Source organism: Streptomyces sp. RKND-216 (assembly GCF_004795255.1).
In the GTDB taxonomy this organism is placed as follows: Bacteria; Actinomycetota; Actinomycetes; order Streptomycetales; family Streptomycetaceae; genus Streptomyces; species Streptomyces hazeniae.
Map to the genome: position 1 here is coordinate 2,348,560 of NZ_SSBQ01000002.1, position 20,735 is coordinate 2,369,294.

The following is a 20,735-nucleotide window of genomic DNA, read 5'->3' on the forward strand; positions in this document are numbered from 1 at the left end:
GTGTGGATTGCGACATCTACGCCGAACGCCAGGAGGCCCTCGTGTCCCACCGTAACGCCCCGTTGACTCCGACCGGTCGCCTGCGTCTGGCCCGTTGTGTCGTGGACGACGGGTGGCCGCTGCGGCGGGCAGCCGAGCGGTTCCAGGTCGCTCACACCACCGCCGCCCGCTGGGCAGGCCGCTACCGCCGGCACGGCGAAGCCGGAATGTGTGACCGCTCCAGCCGCCCCCACCACTGCCCACGGCAGACCGTTCCCGAGCTGGAGAACCGCGTGCTGCAACTGCGGCGCGAGCACCGCATCGGCCCTCTGCGACTGGCCGTCCGCACGGGCCTGGCGCCTTCCACCTGCCACCGCATCCTGCACCGCCACCACATGCCCGCACTCGCGACGCTGGACCGCGCCACCGGCGAGCCGATACGCCGCTACGAACACGAGCGACCCGGTGAACTGATCCACATCGATGTCAAGAAACTCGGCCGTATCCCCGACGGCGGCGGCCACAAGGTCCTGGGCCGGGCAGCCGGACGCAAGAACCGCACCCAGACCGGCTACGCCTTCCTGCACACGGCGCTGGACGACCACACACGACTCGCCTACACCGAGGACCTGCCCGATGAGAGGGCCAACACCTGCGCCGGCTTCCTCACCCGCGCTACGGCCTGGTTCGCAGCGCGGGGCATCACCGTTGAGCGGGTGCTGACCGACAACGCCTGGTCCTACACCAAGAACACCTGGCGCGACACCTGCCGTGACCTGGGCATCAGCCCCCGCTGGACGCGGCCCTGGCGACCCCAGACCAACGGAAAGGTCGAACGCTTCCACCGCACCCTGCTGGAAGAATGGGCCTACCACCAGCCCTACACCTCAGAAGCCGAACGCCAAGCCGCCTTCCCCCACTGGCTCGACTGGTACAACTACCACCGACCCCACACCGGCATCAGCGGCAACGTGCCAGCCAGCCGCGTCACCAACCTCACCGAACAACACAGCTAGCATGGCGACGAGGTCTCCAGCCGTCGCAGGGTCCCAGAGGAAGGAGCGAGCGCCGTGACGATCGCCCCGGACCACGCCGCACATGACGCTCTGCAGTACCAAGCGATGCGAGACATCGTGGAGCGCATGCAGGACTCCGTTCCCGGCAAGCTCGAGATCACCAAGGAAGGGATCGTCCACGACATGATGTCGCCCGGGGGACCGCACGAGCTGACCGCAGCGCGGGTCAGCCGTCGACTGGAGAAGGTGATGCCAGAGGGCCTGCTGGCTCATACCGGCACGCCGGATGTCGAGGATGTGCACGAGGGCGTACTCCGGCATCCGGACGTGATGGTCATCGCCGAAGCGGACATGGAAGTGGAAGGGCCGTTCGCCCCGCAGAGCCTTCTCGCAGCGATCGAGATCGTCTCCCGTTCCAACCCGGGCAACGACTGGTCGGGCAAGATGCGTGACTACCCGATGCTCGGTATCCCGGTGTATGTGATCTTCGATCCGAGGACCGGGGAGGGTGCCGTGCTCTCGGACATCCATCCCACCCCGGCGGGTCCGCGTTACGCGACGCGCAAGGAATTCGTGTACGGCGAGGACGTCACGATCGCCGAGTGGACGATCTCCACGGAGGATCTGCCGCGCTACGTGTGACGGCCCGCCGCCGGCGGTCAGCCGCGCTTGCGGCCGACCGCGAAGGCGACGCCCCACGCGGCGGCGGCCGCGACGACGAGGCCGAGCAACGCCACGAAGTGGCCGGTGCCGTCCGGCCCCCACCATGCCTCGAGCGGGTAGTTCGGGTTCATCTTCAGCATGTCGAAGACCGCCTCGAACCCGGCCACCTTCCAGATGATGACCGGCATGGCGTTGGCGAAGCCGAAGAAGGAACCGAGGGCCGCCACGACGGCGCCGCACACGTGGGCAGCCGTACGGCGACGGCCGACCAGGCCGACGAGCCAGCCGACGACCGCACCGTTCACCACGGCGTGGGCGAAGAAGAAGCCGTTGACCACCGCTCGGGACGCGTCGGCGTGCGTGAACGCGAAGAGCAGCGTGTAGAGCGTCGCGACGACGAAGGAGGTCAGGAGGCCGAGGAAGAAGGCCCCGGCCGAACTGCCCCTCTGCGACTGCTGCATCGGGCCGCCCGGAAAGGGCATCTGGCCGGGCGCGCCCTGCCAGCCACCGCCGGGGTACATGGGCTGGCCGCCCATCGGCGGCTGCCCCGGAGGAACGTGGCCCGGCACGGGCTGCGGCCCCCCGACGCCGGCCTGCGGCTGCGGTGGGGCGGGCGGCTGCTGCGGGTAGCCGTACCCGCGTGCGGGCTGCGGCGGCTGAGACGGCGGCTGCGGTGGCTGGTTCATGGGTCCCCCCGGCGACGGTGACTGGCAAGCGCAGCAAAGTTACCAATGCACGCAGCGTGCTCGTCACGCCGTCGTCGGCCCTCCACGATCTGCACGCCGTCCACGCGCCACGGCCTCCTGGCGCGTGCTGCCCCGCCGGGCGTCGCCCGGCGGAGCAGCACGCCCTGTCGGAGTTGAACTCGTTACTGACGAAGGTCAGCCGATGTCGGGGCCGTCAGGGTCGAGCTCGGCACCCGAATGCAGGATGGGGAGGAAGGAGATCGCGTCCTGGTCCAGGGCTCCGTCGAAGACACGTACTTCGTCGACTTCGCCGGAGAAGAAGTCGGCGGCCGTCGACGCACCACCGGTCCTTCCGACGTCCACTCCGACCGTCGAGAAGTCCCATTCCGGGTGCCATTCCACGGATTCCGTCGCCTTCTCACCGTTCAGATACAAGGCGACCTCCCCGAGGACGGGGTCGTAGGCGAGAGCCAGGTGATCGCCGAAACCCTCCTTTGCGGGGACGCTGCCGGCAGCAACGACACGCGTGGACGGACTTGCGTCCTCGTCCGCATCTCTGACCTCGAAGGACCATACGCACCTTTCGGCGTCGTACCGCACCACCGTCCGTCAACTACCGCCGCCACAGCGCCCTGAACCCCCGTCGGGACCCATCCAACGGGGGTTCAGGTTTGCGCTAGGAATTTGCAACCAAAGCCGCTTACGTTCGCCTGCGCGCGTTGCGAGCGAGTTCGATGTCCTCATCGAGCAAGCTGCCCCTAAACGGGCTACGGACATCATCAAGAACCACAACGAGCAGAGATGTGCCGCTCACTGGCAGTTGCTCCCGAGCTAGCCATGACGGAATTTTAAAGTTGTCGATGAACCCCTCCACTCCATCCCGAGTGGTCACTTTGACCCCCCATGCCGTAGTAGCAGACACGACCACTTCCAGCTCTTCGTCAACCCGCACCATGCCGTCACCCATTCCCAGGCTCCCACACTCTGCGCAGAGTGAGCTCGTTGAATCGATCAAGTCGCCCAACTGGGATCACGAACTCGATTCTCGCGGCACCTCCAGGCCCCTTACGGTCATACCGGAATGCGGCGTCCGAGAATTCCTTGAGAAAATCCTCGTGCATGTCGTAGCGAATTGACCCATTCGCATATGAGCCGCGATTCTGGTATTCTTTCGCCACGCTCTTCTCTCCGAGATAGACCGAAGCATCGCCATCTTGATGCGATGCCGCGTTGGGGCCACGCTCCAACTCATGCGCCATGTCATCAACCTTCGGCGTCCTATAAATAGAGACACCATTACAGTTGTGAACGAGGACCGGGGTAGCCCCCGCCAGCACATAGTACGTGTGCTCGCCAGAAGGGCGTCACCTGCGTATTCGCGGGAGAGTGCGGCTTTGCAGGTCCGTTGGTGTTCGCGGAAGTGCGCTGGCGTACGCCTCGTTTGCTGTCAAACGTTGCCGTCAAACGACTCGAACCCCTGCTGTAAGTCAGCAGGGACTCGAGCTTCTTTCACCGCCAGGATAGAAGCGATCCTTGCGCTCTGGCACACCGCAAGACGAATTCAGCGGCACGCCAGAAGTTCATGTGCACCTCGTTCCATTCACGCTCGAACTCTTCCGACGTAATCACTTGAGCAGTGAATTCTGGCTGACTGGAGATTTCCTCCAGAGGCGGGAAGGGGATTTCCGAGAGGCCGACAGTTGCAGTTTCGAAACTCTCGTCCGCCCATTCGGATCGACCGTCCCGATAGAGCTGCACCTTCCGAGTCTCATATCCGTCGTCGCCGAGTTCGCCGAGATACACCATGGGATCGTCGACAGAGTCGTGAATCCAGGCGACCTTGAGATACCTCACGAAGTTGATCCGCCACCAGGGGACTCAACTCCCAGACAGGCAACAACGGTATTCAGATCGGGATCCATAAAGAGCTGGAAGTAGTATCCGTCCCGGTTTCGATCATCGATGAACCCTATGAATAGATCAGCGCCACCGTATGAGCGGAGAGCATCAAGAGCATCAGTGAATCCGATGGAAGATTGTCCGGAGCGTCGGGTGCCACGCTGCCTCCTCTCGTACACGGCGAGTAGGCGCTGAGTCGCAACAGCTTCAGGCCAGACCTCGTACGGAGCGCCAGAGCTTAGAGCTGATCGCGAAAGAAGACGTACTTCACCCTCTCCCGCTAGGAGTTGAATGAGACGACTTCTTTCCACGATGCCCTCCACTGAATCGTAGACTTTCCTGCCTGCGAGCCGACGCCCTCGCAATACCCTGACCCCGCGCCGCCCGTCAGCCACCAGGCCTGCGCCACGGCCCCCTATCTATACTGATCTCCGCACCCTCAATCACGCCACGCAATGCGTGCTCGGATTCCTCATACACCTCATGCGCAGTTCCGTGAATCTGCACGTCCCTCCCGGCCGGAACACTTGAATGCGGAATTCGCATCACGATCCCTCCTGGACCAAGCTCGTCGGCAGCATCAAGAGCCACGTCTTCATAGTCGTGAGTCCAGGAAGTGAATTCACTATCCGTATTGCCGCCTGCGTGACGTCCCGGATCGCTATGCCCACCGTGCGGGACAGCACGCCCCTCCAATGCATCGCCATACTTAGGATGCCCGTTCGGAACTCCGCGATAAAGGTACCCATCCCCTTCACCACAGTTATGCACCAGTACCGGCGTGGCCCCCGCCAGCACATAGTACGTGTGCGCGCCGGAAGGGCGTCACCTGCATATTCGCAGGACAGGGCTGCTTTGCCGGTCCGCTGGTGTTCGTGGAAGTGCGCTGGCGTCCGCCTCGGTTGCCGTCAGCGTTGCCGTCAGAACCCTCCGACTCGGCACAGTCGTCGACGAAGGTCGGTGGAGCGGCTTTGGGCGGGAGCTGCCTTGGGGCGAGAGATCGGGGCCCGTAAGCTTGCCGCGACTCGGGCAGCTCCTAGCCTGCCCGCAATAGCCCGATGTGGGCCCCGATCTTGGAGGCTCGCCCCAAGGTGGCTGCCTAAAGCCGTGGAGCCGACCGCCCCAGCCACGATGGCGCCCTCTTCGGTGCTCGCCTCCGCGCGCGGGCCGGCGGCCGGGCCGGAGCGGGGCGGAGACAGGAGCGTCGGCCCGGCGGCGAGCCGGGCCGCGCGGCGAGCGGAGCGAGCCCTTGATGAAGTAGAGAAACTCTTACCGCGTCTCGATGAGCTGGCGGCCATCATGGTTCCGAACATGCGGGCCATCGCTGGCAGTTGCGTCCAGTAGGCGTACTGCGTAGACCTCGCTCATCCGCTCCGTCACCTCTTCGGGCGTGAGCCATGCGACGGCAGTCGACTCGTCAGAGGTTCGCTCGGCTCCGCCGGACGGCTTGCAGCGGAAGACGAGGGCGACGATGCCGCGCGCCAGGTTCTTGTAGATGCCGCTGAGCTGGTCCACCTCGACCCGGATGCCGGTCTCCTCGTAGACCTCGCGCCGGACACCCTCCTCCGGGGACTCGTCGAGTTCGAGTACGCCTCCGGGAAGCTCCCACTTGCCGTTGTCCGCGCGCTGGATCGCGAGGAACCTGCCGTCCTCGCGGATGACCGCTCCTGCCACTGACACGGAGTGCAGCGGCGTTGACCGGGCTGGAGAAGTACCGATACTCATGTATAGGAGCATAGGAGGAAGCAAGGACATGGGTACACCTGCGGCACGCGACTCGGCCGCCCCGAAGTATCTCCAGATCGCTGACGGCCTGGCCCAGCAGATCCGCGAGGGAGTGCTCACCCCTGGGGAGCAGGTGCCCAGCGAGTCCGAGGTGATCAAGCAGTACGGCGGCTCTGTCGGCACCGTCCGGAAGGCCATCGCCGAGCTGCGCACGGCCGGACTGGTCGAGACCCACCACGGTCGCGGTTCCTTCGTGAAGCGCCGGCCTCCGGTGCGCCGGAAGTCCTCCGACCGGTTCCGCCGCTCGCACCGTAAGGCCGGGAAGGCCGCGTACCTGGCCGAGAGCGAGCAGGCGGGGTCCACTCCGTCGGTGAACGTGCTCTACGTCGGGCCGATGGATGCGCCCGAGGAGATCGCCGAGCGCCTGGCCGTCGAGCCTGGCACGAAGGTGCTCGCTCGGCGGCGGCTGTACTTCAGTGACGGCATCCCGACCGAGGAGGCCACCTCGTACCTGCCGTGGGACGTGGTCAAGGACATCCCGGAGATGTTCGCTGAGAACCCCGGTGGCGGTGGCATCTACGCCCGCCTGGAGGAGCACGGCAACACCCTGGCCGAGTACGTCGAGACCGTCCGGGCCCGGCTGGCGACCAAGCAGGAGACGTCCGGCCTCAGCCTGAGCCCCGGCTCGCCCGTCATCCACCTGGTGCGCGAAGCGATCACGGACACCGGTCGCGTGGTCGAGGTGTGCGACACCGTGATGGCCGCCGACAAGTTCGTCCTCGACTACCGGATCACCGCCGGGGACTGACGCTCCGGCAGGTCAGAGCGTCGCGAACAAGAGACTTTCCGAAGGGACTTGACTCATACACATGAGTGCGCGACTCTTCTAACCGTCACTCATATACATGAGTGACTGAGTCGATCACATCTAGAGGAGCCTCCTCATGCGTCAGATCCCCGTCGACACCTCCACCGCCTCGGTCATGGCCGCCCAGCCCGCACAGGCCAAGGTCATCAACCGGCAGACCGGCGAGATCGCCACCGACCGCGAGACCGGCGCCAAGCTGATGACCGTCGATGTCATGTTCGTCATGGACGGCAACGCCGAGATCCTGACCGTCACCGTTCCCGAGACCGGCATCTCCGGTGAGCTGACCATGGGCACGCCGCTGGCGCTGACCGGCCTGATCGCCCGGCCGTGGGAGAACGAGTTCAACGGCCAGAAGCGGCACGGCATCGCCTTCCGCGCCGTCGCCGTCACCCCGCTGACCGGTGCGAACGCTGAGGCGGCCTGACCATGGACGCGCTGACGATCGCCGCTGCGGTGGTCATCCTGGGCACGGCGGCGCTGCTGCGGTGGCGCCGCCCGGCCTGGTACTGGCTCACCTTCGGCGCCCTGGTCGCCGTGCTCTGGCTCCGCATCCGGTACGCCTCGGTCATGGAAGCCTGCGGCCTGACGGTCCCACCGTCCCGGTTGCGGCTGCTGCTGGCCAAGGCCACCCGGAGCGAGGTGCCGGCCTCTCGGGTCCCCCGCATCCGCTCACTCAAGGTCACCCGCACCGGGCTCGTGCTGCGGCTCAAGATGCGGCCGGGTCAGGACGCCTTCGACTTCGCCGCCGCCTCGGACCGTTTGCGGCACTCCTTCGGCATGCAGGGCGTCACCTCACGGGAGGTCAAGGCCGGAGTGGTCGAGCTGCGGATGACCGGCTACGACGTGCTCAAGCGCGTGCAGATGCCAGCCAAGGCCGACGCGGGCACGTTGCGGGTTCCGGTCGCGCTGCGGGAAGACGGCAGCGTGCACTACCGCGACTACCGCACCACCCCGCACGCGCTGAACATCGGCGCCACGCAGTCGGGCAAGTCCGTCTACCAGCGGCGCCTGGTCGCCGCCCTCGCCCCGCAGCAGGTCGCCCTGGTCGGCATCGACTGCAAGAACGGCGTGGAACTCGGCCCGCTCGCCCGCCGGTTCTCCGCCCTGGCCGACAACCCCGACGATGCCCTCGGCCTACTGGAAGCCCTCCTCGACCGGATGGAGGCCACATATGAGGTGATCCGGCGTGAGCAGCGCATCAGCGCCGACACCCCGGACGAGGAGATCACCGCCGACATCTGGGGCCTGCCCGAGACGCTGCGGCCGACCCCGGTGGTGCTGCTGGTGGACGAGGTCGCCGAACTCGCCCTGTTCGCCAGCAAGGCGGAAGAGAAGCGCCGCGACGCCATCATCACCGCCCTGGTCCGGCTGGCCCAGCTCGGCCGCGCCGCCGGGATCTACGTCGAGATCTGCGGGCAGCGCTTCGGCTCCGACCTCGGAGGCGGCATCACCCTCCTGCGCTCCCAGCTCACCGGCCGCACCGCGCACCGGGTCAACGACGAGGCCTCGGCGAAGATGGCGTTCGCCGACATCGCCCCCGACGCCGTACTCGCGGCCGTGCAGATCCCGAACGAGCGTCCCGGCACGGCCGTGGTCGGTGACTCCTCCGGCGGCTGGGTGCTGACCCGTACGCCGTTCACGACGCTGCGGCAGGCCGTCAACGCCTGCAACCGCCACGCCGACCTCACCCCCGAGGTCACCGAACTGGCCGCCTGGCGCCCCGCCCTCGATGACGCCGACGCTCGGCCCGGCGTGGACCTGACCAAGGCTGCCTAAACGCTCCCCGCACACCGGTTGGCGTGACCGCCTCGCGCCACGTCCCTACCCCACCCATGCCCGAAGACCGGAAGGAGGACCCCGATGCGCTCGCTTCGCGTGGACGCCGTGCTCGTGCAAGCCGTGATTGCCGGTGCCCTGTCCTTCGCTCACCTCCACGACATCGCCGAAGCCGCCGGACAAGACGGCTGGAAAGCCTGGGCGTACCCCATCTCCGTGGACCTTCTGCTCGTCGCCGCCTGGCGCCGACTGCGGGCCCTGCAAGCCGACGGCTCCCCGGCCGCGGCCGCGTGGACCTGGTTCCTCATCGCCCTGGCCGCATCCCTCGGCGCCAACGTGGCCACCGCCGGACTGCTCGACCTGGGCGACGTGCCCGACTGGCTGCGCATCCTCGTCGCCGGATGGCCCGCACTGGCCTTCCTCGGCGGAACCCTCCTCGTCCACTCCCCGAACAACACGGCCGAGCACACAGCCGACGAGACCGAGGACCAGGCGCTCTACGTCGACCGCGTCGAATCGACCGAGCCCGTACCCGCAACCGACCCGGCCCCGGCCGCGCTGGAGCCGACCGAAGCGCCGGCACCCCCGGCCACCCGACCCGAGCCCGAGCCCGAACCCGCTCCCGTCCAGCCGGTCGAGAAGCCCCGACAGGCTCCGGCAGCGGCGTCGGTCCCCTCCGCGCTGGTCGACCACGCCCGGAAGCTCGCCGACGCCCACCGCGCTCGTACCGGCTCGCCCATGGACACCGACACCCTTCGCGCCCGCCTGGGCGTCCCCGCGCCGATGGCCGACGCCATCGCCGCCCAACTCACCTGACCAAGAGGAGGAAACGCCATGGCCGGACGAGAGCCGACCTCCGCTGAGTTCCGCGACGCCGCCGACGAGATGGACGCCACCGGGCACCACTTCCTCGCCCGCGAACTGCGCGCGGAAGCCGACGAACGCGAAGCCCGCGACACCGATAAGGAGAACTGATCGTGCCTGCCCGTGACTTCTTCCACTCCGTCGAGCGCATCGGCCCGGTGCAGATCGGCACCCACCGCGACCGCCGCACCGGACAGACCCGCCACGCCGCCGTCTGCGGCGCCGAGCGCTGCGGCTGGTCCGCCGACTACGGCACACGCTCCGCCGCACAGCTCGCCGCCCGCACCCACCGCTGCCGCATCCGCTGAGAAGGGGAGACCGACCCATGTCCGTAGAGATCCCGCTCGTCGCCCTCCTGGCCGTCTTCGGCTACTTCGGCATCAAGCTCTTCCGCCCGCCGACCTGGCTCGTCGTGACCCTCCTTCTCGGCGGCTTCCTCCTGGCCGACACATTCATCGCCCCCGTCATCGAGGGCGGCGCCGAGACCGGCACACAGATCGTCAACAACACCAACGACTGAACGAAGGGACCTGCCATGTTCCGACCCAAGTACCCCACCACCCCGGCCCCGACCGGCAACGCCACCCGCGTCGTCGCCCCGACCACCGTCCGACCCGGCGCCCCCATCGAGCCGACCGGCTGCGACTCCCCGGCTCCGACCAATCCGCCGGCCAACCCGGCCCCCGCTGCTCCGGCCCGGATCACCCCGGGCACGGCCGCCGCACTCGTGGCCGGTGGAACCGCGGCCGTCCTCGTCGTCGGCACGGTCCTGGTCTCCATGCTGCTGGCCGTCGCCATCACCGCCGCCTCGCTCGCGGTCACCGCGCTGGTCATCCGCTCCCTGCTTCACGGCCAGCACCAGCGCTGACCGGCCCTCCGGGGCGGCACCGATACCGCCAAGCATCCGCCGCCCCGGCAGGACTCCAGCCCCCAACCAACCAGAAGGGACACCCATCATGGCCCACACCATCCCCGCCCGCCGGATGCGGCACTGCCGCGACTGCGACGGCTTCCCCGTCGTCGCCATCGACACCGGTCAGCTCCACCCGGACGGCACCCGCCGCACCCTCCGCGTGGTCTGCAAGACCTGCCACGGCACCGGCCTCACCCCGCTCCGCGTCGCCGCTGAGGTGCGCGCATGACCAAGACCGCCACCGAGGCGGCAGCCCTGGATTCGGTCGCCCTCGCCGACGCGCTGAGGGTGGCCGGGTCCCCCGGCTTCGACCGCTGGCAAGACCAGATCCGCCGCACAGGCGGCTGCGCCAACCCCGTCCACCTCACCGGCTGGACCCTCACCAAGGACCGGACGACCGGGGAGACGCTGCACCGGTACTCGACCGAGGACGAGCCCGGCGGGCGTCTCCGCGTCGCTTGCGGCAACCGTCGCGCTTCGCGCTGCCCGTCCTGCGCCCACACCTACGCCGGAGACACCTGGCACCTGATCCGTGCCGGACTCGCCGGAGACGACCGCCGCGACATCCCCGCCGCTGTGCGGGACCACCCGCGCGTCTTCGCCACCCTGACCGCACCGAGCTTCGGCCCGGTGCACAACCGGCCCGACTCCGGCCGCTGTCGCTGCGGCACCCGCCACGCATCAAACGCTGAGGAGCTGGGCACGCCGCTCGACCGCGAGTCGTACGACTACGCCGGGGCCGTGCTCTTCAACAACCACGCCGGACAGCTCTGGCAGCGCTTCACCACCCGGCTCCGCCGCGAGATCGCCCGCCGCGCCGGGATCACGCAGCGGGAACTGTCCAACACGGCGCGGGTGTCCTTCGGCAAGGTCGCAGAGTTCCAGAAGCGCGGCGCGATCCACTTCCACGCCGTGATCCGCCTCGACGGACCCGACGGCCCGGAAGACCCGCCGCCGTCCTGGGCCACGGTCGCGCTGCTGACCGACGCCATCCGCGCCGCCGTGCGGCACGGCTACACCTCGGTCACCGTCCCGTCTGCCAACGGTCAGCCCGCCCGCAACCTGCGCTGGGGGACCCAGCTCGACGTACGGCCCGTCAAGGCGTTCGGGGACGGCTCGGAACTGACCGAGCAGGCGGTCGCCTCCTACGTCGCCAAGTACGCCACCAAAGCCGCCGAGACCACCGGCACCCTCGACCGCCGCATCGGCGAACTCGCCGAAATCGAACACCACCAGGTGCCCGAGCACACCCGCCGCCTCATCCAGGCCTGCAAAGACCTCGACCCCGTGTACCCGGACCGGCGGCTGTGGGCCTGGGCGCACATGCTCGGCTTCCGCGGCCACTTCTCCACCAAATCCCGCCGCTACTCCACCACCCTCGGCGCACTCCGCCAGACACGCGCCGACTACCGCGCCGCCGAGCAAGCCGCCGCCCTCGGCATCGAGGACCAGGAGCCGGGCACCGTCCTCGTCCTCGCCGACTGGCAATACGCCGGACACGGCCACACCCCCGGCGAATCCGTACTCGCCGCCGGCATCGCCAACGACATCCGAACCCACCGCGAGACAGCCCGCGAAGCCCTGCAAGACCTCCGCGCACAGGAAGGAGACCACCAGTGACCACCGCAACTGAGGAACTACTGACCGTGCCCGAGGTCATGCGACGGCTCAAGCTCGGCCGCTCCACCGTCTACGACCTCATCCGCTCCCGCCGCCTGGTCTCCATCACCATCGGCCGCTCCCGCCGCATCCCGGACTCAGCCGTCCGCGACTTCATCGCACACGAACGGGAGGAAGCCGCCTGATGCCCACCCCGAGGAAGAACCGTGCGAACGGTGAGGGCACCGTCTATCAGCGCAAGGACGGGCGCTGGGAAGCTGCCGGGTACGTCCTCACCGCCGACGGCACCCGCAAACGAGTCCGCGTCTACGGCAACACCCGCAAGAAGGCGACCGACAAGCTCACGGAGAAGCTCGCCGACAGCAACCGCGGGCTTCCCCACGCCTCCGCCGACAGCACCGTGGGCACATACCTCGCGTACTGGCTCGACAACGTCGCCATCCACCGACTCCGCGAGACCACCCACACCCGCTACGCCGCATGCATCCGGCTCCACCTCGCACCTGGGCTCGGCACGAAGAAGCTCGCCCGGCTCACCGCACGGGACGTGCGTACCTTCCTCGACCGGCTCCGCTCCACATGCCAATGCTGCAGTCACGGGCTGGACGCTGAACGGAAGCACTGCTGCGCCATCGGACAATGCTGCCGCAAGACGCTCTCGCCACTGACCGTGACCTACGTGCACTCCGTCCTCAAGGCCGCACTGGAGCACGCCGTCCGCGAAGACGAACTGCCCCGCAACGTGGCCCGGAACGTCAAGACCACCGCACCCCGGCCGACACGCTTCCGGCCCCTCACCACGACCGAGGCCCGCCAGTTCCTCACCGCAGCCCGCAACGACCGGCTGCATGCGCTGTACGAACTCGCCCTGCGCACCGGCCTCCGCAAAGGCGAACTTCTCGGACTGCGCTGGGAAGACCTCGACCTCGACAGCGGCACTGCCACCATCCGGCGGTCACTCCAGCGCACCCGCACAGGCGGCCTCACACCCCTGCCCACCAAGACCCGGGCGTCCGAACGCCGCATCGCGCTCCCCTCCGGCTGCATCCACTCACTCAAGGAGCACAAGGACCGACAGCACCGAGAGCGCGAGACGGCGGGGCCACACTGGGAAGAGAACGGCCTCGTCTTCGCAACACCGACCGGTCGTCCCCTCGACCCCGCCAACCTCACCCGACGCTTCCAGAGCTTCCTCGACCGAGCCGAGCTACGGCGAATCCGCTTCCACGACCTCCGCCACTCCACCGCGACCCTGCTCCTGGAACAAGGCGTCGACCTCGTCGTCATCAAGGAACTCCTCGGCCACGCCCACATCGGCGTCACCGCCGGCGTCTACGCCCACGTACGACTCCGCCTCCAACGAGACGCCATCGACACCATCGGCAAGGCCCTCAGCCCGAACGACGACGACCCCGACGACCCTCCCACCGCAGCCGTCGTCAGCTGACGTTGCCGTCAGCGTTGCCGTCAAACGCCCAGTAGCCCCGCCAGGACTCGCCTGACGGGGCTACAATTTTTGCTACCGAAATCGAGCGGGAGGGTTGCGCGACCGCGTGAAGAGGTTACGCCTCACCACCCAATTATCAGTCATCGCCGAGAAGGCCAATAGCTTGCGGAAACTCCAGAATTGCCGCCCTGCGCTCCGGATTCTCTTCCAGTTCAGCGCACTCCAGAATCAGGGAAGTAGCTTCCCTACGCCCCTCTTCCGAGAGATCACGAAACAGGGCGGCAGCAGGTTCAAGAATGTCCGTTGCAACATCCGGGTCAATATCTTCATCGTCCGTCAAGTCGATCGAGACGACGACGCTTACGAATGCGCGAACTAGGACTTTATTGACATCCATCAGGGTGCGACTCTCACTCGAATGTTGGTGATCAGAAGGCCGCCGAGGACTTTTCGAGCCCGCGCGGCCTCAGCCGCAGTGGGAACTTCCCACCGACCGCTGTAACCGTTCTGCTCAAGCGCTAGAGATTGATTCATAGCCTGCCGGTATGTCTTATTGAAAGTCGTGACGCTCACCTTTCGGTCGATCATCACTCCATTGGCCGCATCGAACCCATCGAACTTGATTTGCGACAAGCTCTTCCCGCCAGCCTTGTAGTACTGCAGCGCCGGAGCCACACCAGCTCTGGAACCCGCCGCTCCCGCATCATAAGCCCGCGCCGTGGAACTCATATTGGCGTTCTCGTTAGCCCAATGAACGTCGCCGTCGCAGTTGTGAACGAGGACCGGCGTGGCCCCCGCCAGCACATAGTACGTGTGGGTGTCGGTGACGGTGAGGTTGTGGACGGTGGTGGGTTGGGTGTAGCGGGCGACGGCGGTGATCTGGACGTGGGTGCCGACGCTGGTGCGGAGCCACTGGCCGGCCTTCAGGTCGGTGGCGTCGATCCAGGCGTCGAGTTCCGGAACCCAGAACGGGTGGCCGTCGGTGGCCGTGACCGAGGCGGTCTCGTCACCCTTGTCGCCGTCCACGTCAACGGTGACACGGACCAGGCGCTTCAGCCCCTTGCCGAGGATCTCGGCGGTGACCGTCTCCACCGTGGTCTCGCCCGTCTCCGGGTCGGTGGCACGGACCTCGTCCCCGATCCGGACCTCGCTGATCGGTTTCGTCGACCCGTCCGCCATCAGCACTCTGGTGTCCGGAGTGAAGCTGTTGCTCACCGGACACGCCGCCGGCATGGCGTCGTCGCCCTGCTTCTTGGCCACCTTCGCCGCGATCTTCGACCATTTCGCCGCAGCCTTGGACTGCTTCCAGTAGGTCTTGAAGCCGGAGACGAGCTTGCCGACCAGCCCGGCGATTCTCTTCCCGAGCGCGACAGCCTTCTTCCACTTCCACGGCAAGCCGTACTTGGCCGCGAGTTTCCCGACCACGCCTCCGGCGAAGCTCGTCGCGATGTTCACCGCCGTCTCACCGCACGACCCCAGACTGCCGGTCGTGAAGCAGTCCAACGCCGCCGTGATTCCCAGCTCGTCCGCGACGACCGCGGCCAGTTCCTTCGCCGCCGCGATCGCCTGCTGCTTCGCAGCGTTCGCCTCCGCCGACGCCGCTGCGGCCTGGTTCGCGGCAACCGTGTTCCGCTGCGCCATCCAGCGGTACCGCTCCACGCCGATGTGGTTGTGGATGTAGTTGTGCAGCACCTGTTGGTTGCCGAAGCCCAGACCGGTCACCGAATCGTGCAGCATCAGGCCGGACGGATCGCTGGAGGTGACCGGGCTGTTGTTGGCGTAGGCGTAGCCGTTGATCTGCTGCGGGTCGGTGAAATCGATCACCGGGTCGGCGGAGACGAAGCGGCCGTTCTCCGGTTCGTACTCCCGTGCCCCCACGTGCGTCAGACCGGTGGAGGAGTCCATCGGCTTGCCGAGGAACCCCTTGTCGTCGACCCAGTCCTTCTCCGGAGTGCCCCGCTGCATGCCGAACGGGTCCATCCGGCGGCGCGTGACCTCACCGCTCTGCGGGTCGACGGCGACCTGAGCCGTGCCGTGGCGGTCACCCGCCAGGAAGGTGACACCTTCGGAGGTGCGGAGCGCAACGGTCTGCCCCGCGAATGAGTAGTACCGCGTGCCCTCGATCTCTCCCGTGCTCTTGTCCAGGCGCAGCTCCATACCGGGCAGGTAGAGGGTCGTGGCGTCCGGCTCGTCGCGCAGCAGGCGGCTGCCGCCCGCGTCGTAACCGAACGTCGACTTCTGTCCCGCCGCGTCGGTGGAGGCGGCGAGCCTGCCCTCCGCGTTCCACTCCAGCGTCTGCGTGTTTCCCGACAGAACGCGCTGCTCGGTGTTGCCTGCGGCGTCGTAGGTGAAGGTGTCCTGGGACGTCACCGCGGGGTCGCCGCCGTGCGCGGGCGTCTGCTGGACCACCTTGGTGAGCTGGTGCGGGCCGGCGTCGCCTTCCCCGTAGGTGTAGGTACGGGTGACGTCCGGCGCCGAACCCACTCCGTGCCGGACCTGCTCGGAACGGTTGCCCGAGGCGTCGTAGGCGAACGACTGCCAGTACGGTGCCGGTCCGCCGATGGCCGAGGACGACGGGCCGGCGGAGCACGCGGCGTCAGGGGCACCCGTGCCCAGGGCGCCGTCCGAAGGCTTCGAGCTCGTCCATGCCTCGGTGAGGCGGCTCTGCCAGTCGTGCGTGAAGCACTGGACGTCCGCGGAACCGCCGTTCGGGGTGTCGGTGATCGACTGGACGTTGCCGGACTGGTCGTAGGAGTAGTGGGCGTCGTACGGAACGTCGGTTCCGGAGACGTAGACCTGCGAGCCCGTCAGACGGTCGGTGCCCCGTTCGTACGTGTAGGACAGGGTCGTGCGCTTGGAGTCTCCGCCTCGGGTGAGCTCCAGGCTCTGGAGCAGACTGGTGGGCGAGTAGCGCGCGGCGCCGACGTAGGAGCCCGTGCTGGTGGTGCGCAGCACCGTGGGACGCTGCAGTTCGTCGTACTCGTACAGCAGGGACTCCGACGGAAGCCCCGCTGCCTTGGGGAGGGTCGTCCCTGCGATCGTGCCGTCTTTGTTGTAGAGAGTCGTGAACTCGTAGGCACCCTGGAGCGCGTGGGGTGCTGCGGGGCCTACCGAGTACCTTTTTTCCACCGGCCGGTAGAAGTCGTCGACTCTCGTGGTGAGAGTGCTGGTGAGGACCTCGCCGTCCTGGTAACGGTAGGCGCCGAACAGCGTGTTCTTCTTCAGCCCGTCGTACAGGTTGAGCGTGAGCCGTTCACCTGTGCCGGGCTCACCCTCCCACGTGCCGAGTGTTCGTCCGATCTCGTCGTACTCCGTGGAGACCTTCACACCGCGGGCGTCGGTCGTGGCGACCGCACGGTCCATGGAGTCGTACGCGTAGGTCGTGCGTCCGGCGTCCGGGTCGTCGGACCAGATCTTGCGTCCGCGCTGGTCGTAGCCGTACGTCCACGAGTTGGCCGCCTGGTCGGTGACCTCGGTCAGCCGTCCCGCCGCGTCGTAGTCGTAGCGCATCGCCTCGTAGTCGGCGGACGTCCCGGACGGCTGCGGCTCCTCGCCCTTGTAGCGACGGATCTCCGTGGTGCGCCCCTGCGCGTCCGTGATCGTGGTGACGGGGGCCGTGCCGACGGGCGGGTCGACATGGGTCCTGTCGCCGCCGTAGGCGTAGGTCGTGCGCCACTTCTCGCTGCCCTCGACCTCGAGGATGTCGGCCGTCTTCCGCCCGGCCCCGTCGTACGCGGTGACGGTGGCGCTGTCGACACTGTCCACTTCGGGAAGGAAGAGCTGGTCCTGCGGGGCACCGGTCGCAGCATAGGTGGCGTGCGTCCTGCGGATCTCGCCGAGCCCGTTGTAATAGGTGTCGGCGACGAGACGGTCACCGTCCTCACCCTCGGTCTGCACCTGCCGCGGCCTGAGGAGACCGTCGTACAGCGTGTACTCCGTGCTGTAGGTGTTGAGGTCCTTTCCGAGCTTCTCCGTTTTGACGGCGGTGGGCTCGCCCTTGCGGATGAGGTAGGTGTATCTGATCGAGGGCGAGTGGGTGTCCTTGCCGCGCCCCTCCAGCCACACGCCGGTGAGCCGGCCCAGCGGGTCGTGGCCGAGTTCGGTGCGGTACCCGTTGGGGTCCACCTGTGCGGCGGGCTGCCCCCACGCGGGCTCGTACTCGGTGGAGGTCACCCAGCCGAGCGGATTCGTCTCGGTCTTCTTCGTCGCCAGTCCGTCGCTGTCGGTGTAGGCGATGGAGGTGGACTCACCGGCGGCGTCCGTGACCTTGAGCGGGCGCCCGAAGCGGTCGAAGTCCGCCGGTGCCGCCGAGGTCACCGTCTGATACGTCGGCGTGGACCCCTCGTAGAAGGCGAGGCGCCGCACCTTGGTGGTGTCGCCCTTCGTGGGGCCTTCACCGTGGGCCTTGCCGTCGTAGTGGGTGAGGGTGTCCGCAAGGACCTGCGTCTCGTGGTTGTACGGGTCGCCGCAGGAGACCGCGAGCTTCTCGACACGGGAGACCATCGAGAGGATGTGGGCGTCCGGGTTGTCGGCGTACGACGTTTTCGTGCAGGTGTTGTCGGAGGCGTCGCCGGTCTGCCCGTAGTCGTCCGTCTGTACCGGGCGTCCGGTCTTGTCGTCGTAGCGGGTGGTCGCCTTCGTGACCCGGCGCCCGCCACCCTCCAGAGGGGTGAAGGTGGTGGTCGTCTGCGGCGCGGTGTACCACGCCTTCTGCGTGCCCCAGCTCTCCGCGCGTTGCGCGGTGCGGTGGGTCCACACGGTGTTGATGGATTTGCGGACGAGGGCGTTCGCAGCGAATCCGCCGTTGTACGTGGCGGTCTCGAGTTCGTGGCCGGACAGGTGGTCGCTGTCCTGGTGCTTCGCCCCCTCGGAGTCCGTGACCTCGCCGCCCATGCCGCGGAGGAAGGTGTGCTCGGTCCGGGTGTTCTCCGGCGCGGCTGTGCCGTCGGACTTCGTCACCCGGACCTTCGCGTAACCCCGCCAGTCACTCTTCGTCCGGTACGCCGCGTCGGAGATGCCGTCGGGCTTGGGCTCCTTCCAGCCCGCGCCACCGACGTAGTCGTACTCGGTGACCATGCTGGGGGCGCCGCCGGAGAGGTCGTCCTCGACCGTCTTGCGGACGACGTACTTGTGGAACCAGTCAGTGATCGGGTCCTCGGCACCCGGCGGGTTCCACTTCACGGGGAAGCAGCGCTCGGTGGACGAATCGGGGGCAGGCAGATCATCGGAGGCGCAATCGGCGGCCTCGTAGACGATGTCGAGGAGGCCACCGGTGTCGTTGTCCACTCCGGACAGCCGGTGGCGGTGCATGGCCTGGATGTCGTCCCCCGGCACATCCACGCGGTTGGGCAGTTGCTCCCCGAGGAGTTCCACCGACGGCATGGTGGCCGTGCCGCCCACGTGACCGGTGTGGTCGATGTTCTTGAGCCACAGCGACTTGGACGAGTCGCCGTTGTCGGTGAAGATGTGCCGCAGCTTCCACGACTCGACGTCGGAGTAGTCACTGCCGGAACGGATCTGCGTCGTGATCTTCGACAGCTTCTTGCGCGTCCAGAAGGTGGGCGAGTTCTGCCCCTCGCACTTGGTGGCCGCCTTGCAGTGGCGGTCCCACGGAACGTCCGGCCACCGGGACGCCGTGGCATCGGTGAGATCGCCGGGCTCGCACTCGGAGGATTCTCCGATGCAGCGCTCGGTCACGTCGAGCACCACACGCGCCGCGGCAGGCTGCTCGTAGACCTCGTTGTGGCGCTGCCCGTACTCGATGCGGGCGAGGTATCCGCCGCGGGTGTAAGGCTTGCCGTCCTCCTCCGTCCTGAGGCCCTGCGTGTAGTGATTCGTCTCCTTGTCGTAGAAGAACGACATCACGTTGCCGTGGGTGTCCTTGACGTAGTCCAGGTTCCAGCGCCACGCCTGCCGGCAGTGTGCGTCGGCGAGGGTCGCGTCGTAGCAGGGTTCTCCGGTGTCGTCGCCGTACACGGGAACGGTCCAGGTGGACTCGGTCTGTTCGTCGCCGCTCGACCAGCCGGGAAGGTTGTCCAGGCCGAAGTAGTACTCCGTGCCGTCAGCGGACGTCAGGACCCAGTACTCACCGTTGTCGTCGCCGTTGGGAGCGCCGGTCTTCTTCTCGACTCTGGTGTTGTCGTCCGCGCTGACGCGCCACTGTCCCGTGTCGTCGTCCTTGACGAGGCGACCCGCGGTACCTCCTGCGATCTGCACGGTGGCGTTGTCGTACGCCCAGCACAGGTCGCCGTTGGTCTCCTTGTGGCCGTCCTTGGCACAACCCTTGTAGCGGCGTTCGATGAACCCCGGTTCGTAGGAGAAGCCGAGGCCCACCCAGGAGCCCTGGTTGTTCGTCACCGCCGTCTGGCCGTCGATGGACTGGGATCCGTATCCCAGGCCGATAGCCGGCGAAAGCCCGCCCGGCACGGGTGGGGTGCGCAGCGGGTAGGACCAGTTGAAGGCTCCGGAGGAGTTGGAGACGCTCCACTGCGCCGAGGGCTGGAGCGGCGTCGCACCGTAGCTCCCCTGGTCGGACCCCTCGCCGGCGAGGGCTGCCACCAGGGGTGCCGCACCGTCGGATCCGTCACCGGCCGCTTCGACACGCGCCGTCAGCCGCTGCTGGGCGGTGTCGTTGACGCTGCCGAGTTCCTCTGCCTCTCGGCATTCGGGCTTCTGCGGGCTGTCCACCAGGCAGGCCGGGTACTGCACCAGGCGCAGGCGGGCTCCGTAGTCACCGCCATAGGCTTCGGCGAAGCCGGAATAGTCGAGCGAGATGTCCACAGGAGCCGCGCGTTTCGCGCCGTCACTGCGGCGGACGTCCAGCAGGACGCCGTCCACTCCGGCCTTCAGCGTCTTCTTGCGGCTGAGCACCGTGACATCCACCGCGGCGGGAGAGGCCGCCCCTGAGCGCGAAGCCTGGCTGGGGCCGGCGAGCCTCAGCGGGCCGCCCTTCCCCTTGTCCGACTTGCTGACCGGGCGCAGGGTCTCGGTACCCGCCTCAGGCCAGACGACGCGCGGCGGCGCCTTGACCTTGGCCTTCAGGACCGGATTGGCCGGATGAGGCTGGTTTCGCGCCGGCTTGCCGGGGACCGGATCGTCGAGGTCCTGGATCTCGGGCTTCGGCGGTCCCGATGCGGCAGCCTGCGGCACGAAACCGGGCAGCAGGCCGACCGACAGGGCGAGCCCGAGCCCGACGATCGTGTGTCGGCGGAAGCGGTGGGTGTTCCGGATGGTGCGGGACCTGAGCCAGGCAGGTCTGGCCACGATTCTCTCCATC

General features: G+C 67.6%; 21 protein-coding genes. 14 read left to right on the top strand and 7 right to left on the bottom strand.

Translation table 11 applies throughout. From position 1 onward, the window contains the following. Positions 1-41 precede the first annotated feature (41 nt). The gene (locus E4198_RS10355) at positions 42-995 is read left to right on the top strand and encodes an IS481 family transposase (protein ID WP_136182893.1); all 954 of its coding nucleotides are present in this window, start codon (positions 42-44) and stop codon (positions 993-995) included. A gap of 54 nt (positions 996-1,049) precedes the next feature. Continuing rightward, positions 1,050-1,637: a Uma2 family endonuclease gene (locus E4198_RS10360; RefSeq protein WP_136182894.1), complete on the top strand. Its 588-nt coding sequence runs from the start codon at positions 1,050-1,052 to the stop codon at positions 1,635-1,637. Between the two features lie 17 nt (positions 1,638-1,654). On the opposite strand, the gene E4198_RS25690 is transcribed toward E4198_RS10360, so the two are convergent. The 5 genes from E4198_RS25690 to E4198_RS10390 all read right to left on the bottom strand — a co-directional run bounded on the left by E4198_RS25690 (position 1,655) and on the right by E4198_RS10390 (position 5,980). Further along, the gene (locus E4198_RS25690) at positions 1,655-2,344 is read right to left on the bottom strand and encodes a hypothetical protein (RefSeq protein WP_136182895.1); all 690 of its coding nucleotides are present in this window, start codon (positions 2,342-2,344) and stop codon (positions 1,655-1,657) included. A gap of 195 nt (positions 2,345-2,539) precedes the next feature. Then, positions 2,540-2,944 (bottom strand): LamG domain-containing protein, encoded by a 405-nt coding sequence (locus E4198_RS10370; protein ID WP_168711410.1) that lies wholly within the window; start codon positions 2,942-2,944, stop codon positions 2,540-2,542. A 359-nt stretch (positions 2,945-3,303) separates the two neighbouring features. Beyond that, positions 3,304-3,603: a hypothetical protein gene (locus E4198_RS10375; RefSeq protein WP_136182897.1), complete on the bottom strand. Its 300-nt coding sequence runs from the start codon at positions 3,601-3,603 to the stop codon at positions 3,304-3,306. Between the two features lie 250 nt (positions 3,604-3,853). Beyond that, the gene (locus E4198_RS10380; RefSeq protein WP_210732806.1) at positions 3,854-4,198 is read right to left on the bottom strand and encodes a hypothetical protein; all 345 of its coding nucleotides are present in this window, start codon (positions 4,196-4,198) and stop codon (positions 3,854-3,856) included. 1,314 nt (positions 4,199-5,512) lie between these two features. After that, complete coding sequence (locus tag E4198_RS10390) at positions 5,513-5,980, bottom strand: NUDIX domain-containing protein (protein ID WP_136182898.1); 468 nt, start codon at positions 5,978-5,980, stop codon at positions 5,513-5,515. A 16-nt stretch (positions 5,981-5,996) separates the two neighbouring features. Between E4198_RS10390 and E4198_RS10395 the strand changes: the two genes are divergently transcribed. From E4198_RS10395 to E4198_RS10445, 12 genes are all read left to right on the top strand, one after another. Further along, a complete protein-coding gene (locus E4198_RS10395; protein WP_136182899.1) occupies positions 5,997-6,776 on the top strand; it encodes a GntR family transcriptional regulator in 780 nt (259 codons plus the stop codon). 136 nt (positions 6,777-6,912) lie between these two features. Then, a complete protein-coding gene (locus tag E4198_RS10400) occupies positions 6,913-7,263 on the top strand; it encodes a hypothetical protein (protein WP_136182900.1) in 351 nt (116 codons plus the stop codon). Between the two features lie 2 nt (positions 7,264-7,265). Further along, entirely contained in the window at positions 7,266-8,615 is a 1,350-nt protein-coding gene (locus E4198_RS10405; protein WP_136182901.1) for an FtsK/SpoIIIE domain-containing protein, read from the top strand. 84 nt (positions 8,616-8,699) lie between these two features. Further along, a complete protein-coding gene (locus tag E4198_RS10410; RefSeq protein ID WP_136182902.1) occupies positions 8,700-9,431 on the top strand; it encodes a DUF2637 domain-containing protein in 732 nt (243 codons plus the stop codon). Positions 9,432-9,449: 18 nt separating this feature from the next. Next, entirely contained in the window at positions 9,450-9,590 is a 141-nt protein-coding gene (locus E4198_RS24850; protein ID WP_168711411.1) for a hypothetical protein, read from the top strand. 2 nt (positions 9,591-9,592) lie between these two features. Then, complete coding sequence (locus E4198_RS10415; protein WP_136182903.1) at positions 9,593-9,787, top strand: mobile element transfer protein; 195 nt, start codon at positions 9,593-9,595, stop codon at positions 9,785-9,787. 17 nt (positions 9,788-9,804) lie between these two features. Further along, positions 9,805-9,999: a hypothetical protein gene (locus E4198_RS10420; RefSeq protein ID WP_136182904.1), complete on the top strand. Its 195-nt coding sequence runs from the start codon at positions 9,805-9,807 to the stop codon at positions 9,997-9,999. Between the two features lie 15 nt (positions 10,000-10,014). Next, on the top strand, positions 10,015-10,347 hold the full coding sequence (locus E4198_RS10425) for a SpdD-like protein (protein WP_136182905.1): 333 nt from the start codon (positions 10,015-10,017) through the stop codon (positions 10,345-10,347). Positions 10,348-10,435: 88 nt separating this feature from the next. Then, positions 10,436-10,621, top strand: a complete 186-nt coding sequence (locus E4198_RS10430) for a hypothetical protein (RefSeq protein ID WP_136182906.1) — start codon at positions 10,436-10,438, stop codon at positions 10,619-10,621. Beyond that, the gene (gene repSA / locus E4198_RS10435; RefSeq protein ID WP_136182907.1) at positions 10,618-12,012 is read left to right on the top strand and encodes a replication initiator protein RepSA; all 1,395 of its coding nucleotides are present in this window, start codon (positions 10,618-10,620) and stop codon (positions 12,010-12,012) included. The genes E4198_RS10430 and repSA overlap by 4 nt, the downstream gene beginning before the upstream one ends. Continuing rightward, the gene (locus tag E4198_RS10440; protein ID WP_136182908.1) at positions 12,009-12,197 is read left to right on the top strand and encodes a helix-turn-helix domain-containing protein; all 189 of its coding nucleotides are present in this window, start codon (positions 12,009-12,011) and stop codon (positions 12,195-12,197) included. The genes repSA and E4198_RS10440 overlap by 4 nt, the downstream gene beginning before the upstream one ends. After that, positions 12,197-13,459 carry a site-specific integrase gene (locus E4198_RS10445; RefSeq protein ID WP_136182909.1) on the top strand — a complete coding sequence of 421 codons (1,263 nt, stop codon included), beginning with the start codon at positions 12,197-12,199 and terminating at the stop codon, positions 13,457-13,459. The genes E4198_RS10440 and E4198_RS10445 overlap by 1 nt, the downstream gene beginning before the upstream one ends. Before the next feature lie 136 nt (positions 13,460-13,595). Here E4198_RS10445 and E4198_RS10450 read toward each other — a convergent pair whose 3' ends face one another. After that, on the bottom strand, positions 13,596-13,856 hold the full coding sequence (locus tag E4198_RS10450) for a hypothetical protein (RefSeq protein ID WP_136182910.1): 261 nt from the start codon (positions 13,854-13,856) through the stop codon (positions 13,596-13,598). Continuing rightward, positions 13,856-20,722 carry a polymorphic toxin-type HINT domain-containing protein gene (locus tag E4198_RS10455; RefSeq protein WP_136182911.1) on the bottom strand — a complete coding sequence of 2,289 codons (6,867 nt, stop codon included), beginning with the start codon at positions 20,720-20,722 and terminating at the stop codon, positions 13,856-13,858. Before E4198_RS10455 ends, E4198_RS10450 begins: the two co-directional genes overlap by 1 nt. Positions 20,723-20,735: the final 13 nt, after the last annotated feature.

Coding starts and splice junctions, on each gene's coding strand:
- E4198_RS10400 (WP_136182900.1), top strand. CDS start 6,913: ATGCGTCAGATCCCCGTCGACACCTCCACCGCCTCGGTCATGGCCGCC.
- repSA (WP_136182907.1), top strand. CDS start 10,618: ATGACCAAGACCGCCACCGAGGCGGCAGCCCTGGATTCGGTCGCCCTC.
- E4198_RS10375 (WP_136182897.1), bottom strand. CDS start 3,603: ATGGCGCATGAGTTGGAGCGTGGCCCCAACGCGGCATCGCATCAAGAT.
- E4198_RS10445 (WP_136182909.1), top strand. CDS start 12,197: ATGCCCACCCCGAGGAAGAACCGTGCGAACGGTGAGGGCACCGTCTAT.
- E4198_RS10410 (WP_136182902.1), top strand. CDS start 8,700: ATGCGCTCGCTTCGCGTGGACGCCGTGCTCGTGCAAGCCGTGATTGCC.
- E4198_RS10405 (WP_136182901.1), top strand. CDS start 7,266: ATGGACGCGCTGACGATCGCCGCTGCGGTGGTCATCCTGGGCACGGCG.
- E4198_RS10420 (WP_136182904.1), top strand. CDS start 9,805: ATGTCCGTAGAGATCCCGCTCGTCGCCCTCCTGGCCGTCTTCGGCTAC.
- E4198_RS10395 (WP_136182899.1), top strand. CDS start 5,997: ATGGGTACACCTGCGGCACGCGACTCGGCCGCCCCGAAGTATCTCCAG.
- E4198_RS25690 (WP_136182895.1), bottom strand. CDS start 2,344: ATGAACCAGCCACCGCAGCCGCCGTCTCAGCCGCCGCAGCCCGCACGC.
- E4198_RS10450 (WP_136182910.1), bottom strand. CDS start 13,856: ATGGATGTCAATAAAGTCCTAGTTCGCGCATTCGTAAGCGTCGTCGTC.
- E4198_RS10390 (WP_136182898.1), bottom strand. CDS start 5,980: ATGCTCCTATACATGAGTATCGGTACTTCTCCAGCCCGGTCAACGCCG.
- E4198_RS24850 (WP_168711411.1), top strand. CDS start 9,450: ATGGCCGGACGAGAGCCGACCTCCGCTGAGTTCCGCGACGCCGCCGAC.
- E4198_RS10425 (WP_136182905.1), top strand. CDS start 10,015: ATGTTCCGACCCAAGTACCCCACCACCCCGGCCCCGACCGGCAACGCC.
- E4198_RS10430 (WP_136182906.1), top strand. CDS start 10,436: ATGGCCCACACCATCCCCGCCCGCCGGATGCGGCACTGCCGCGACTGC.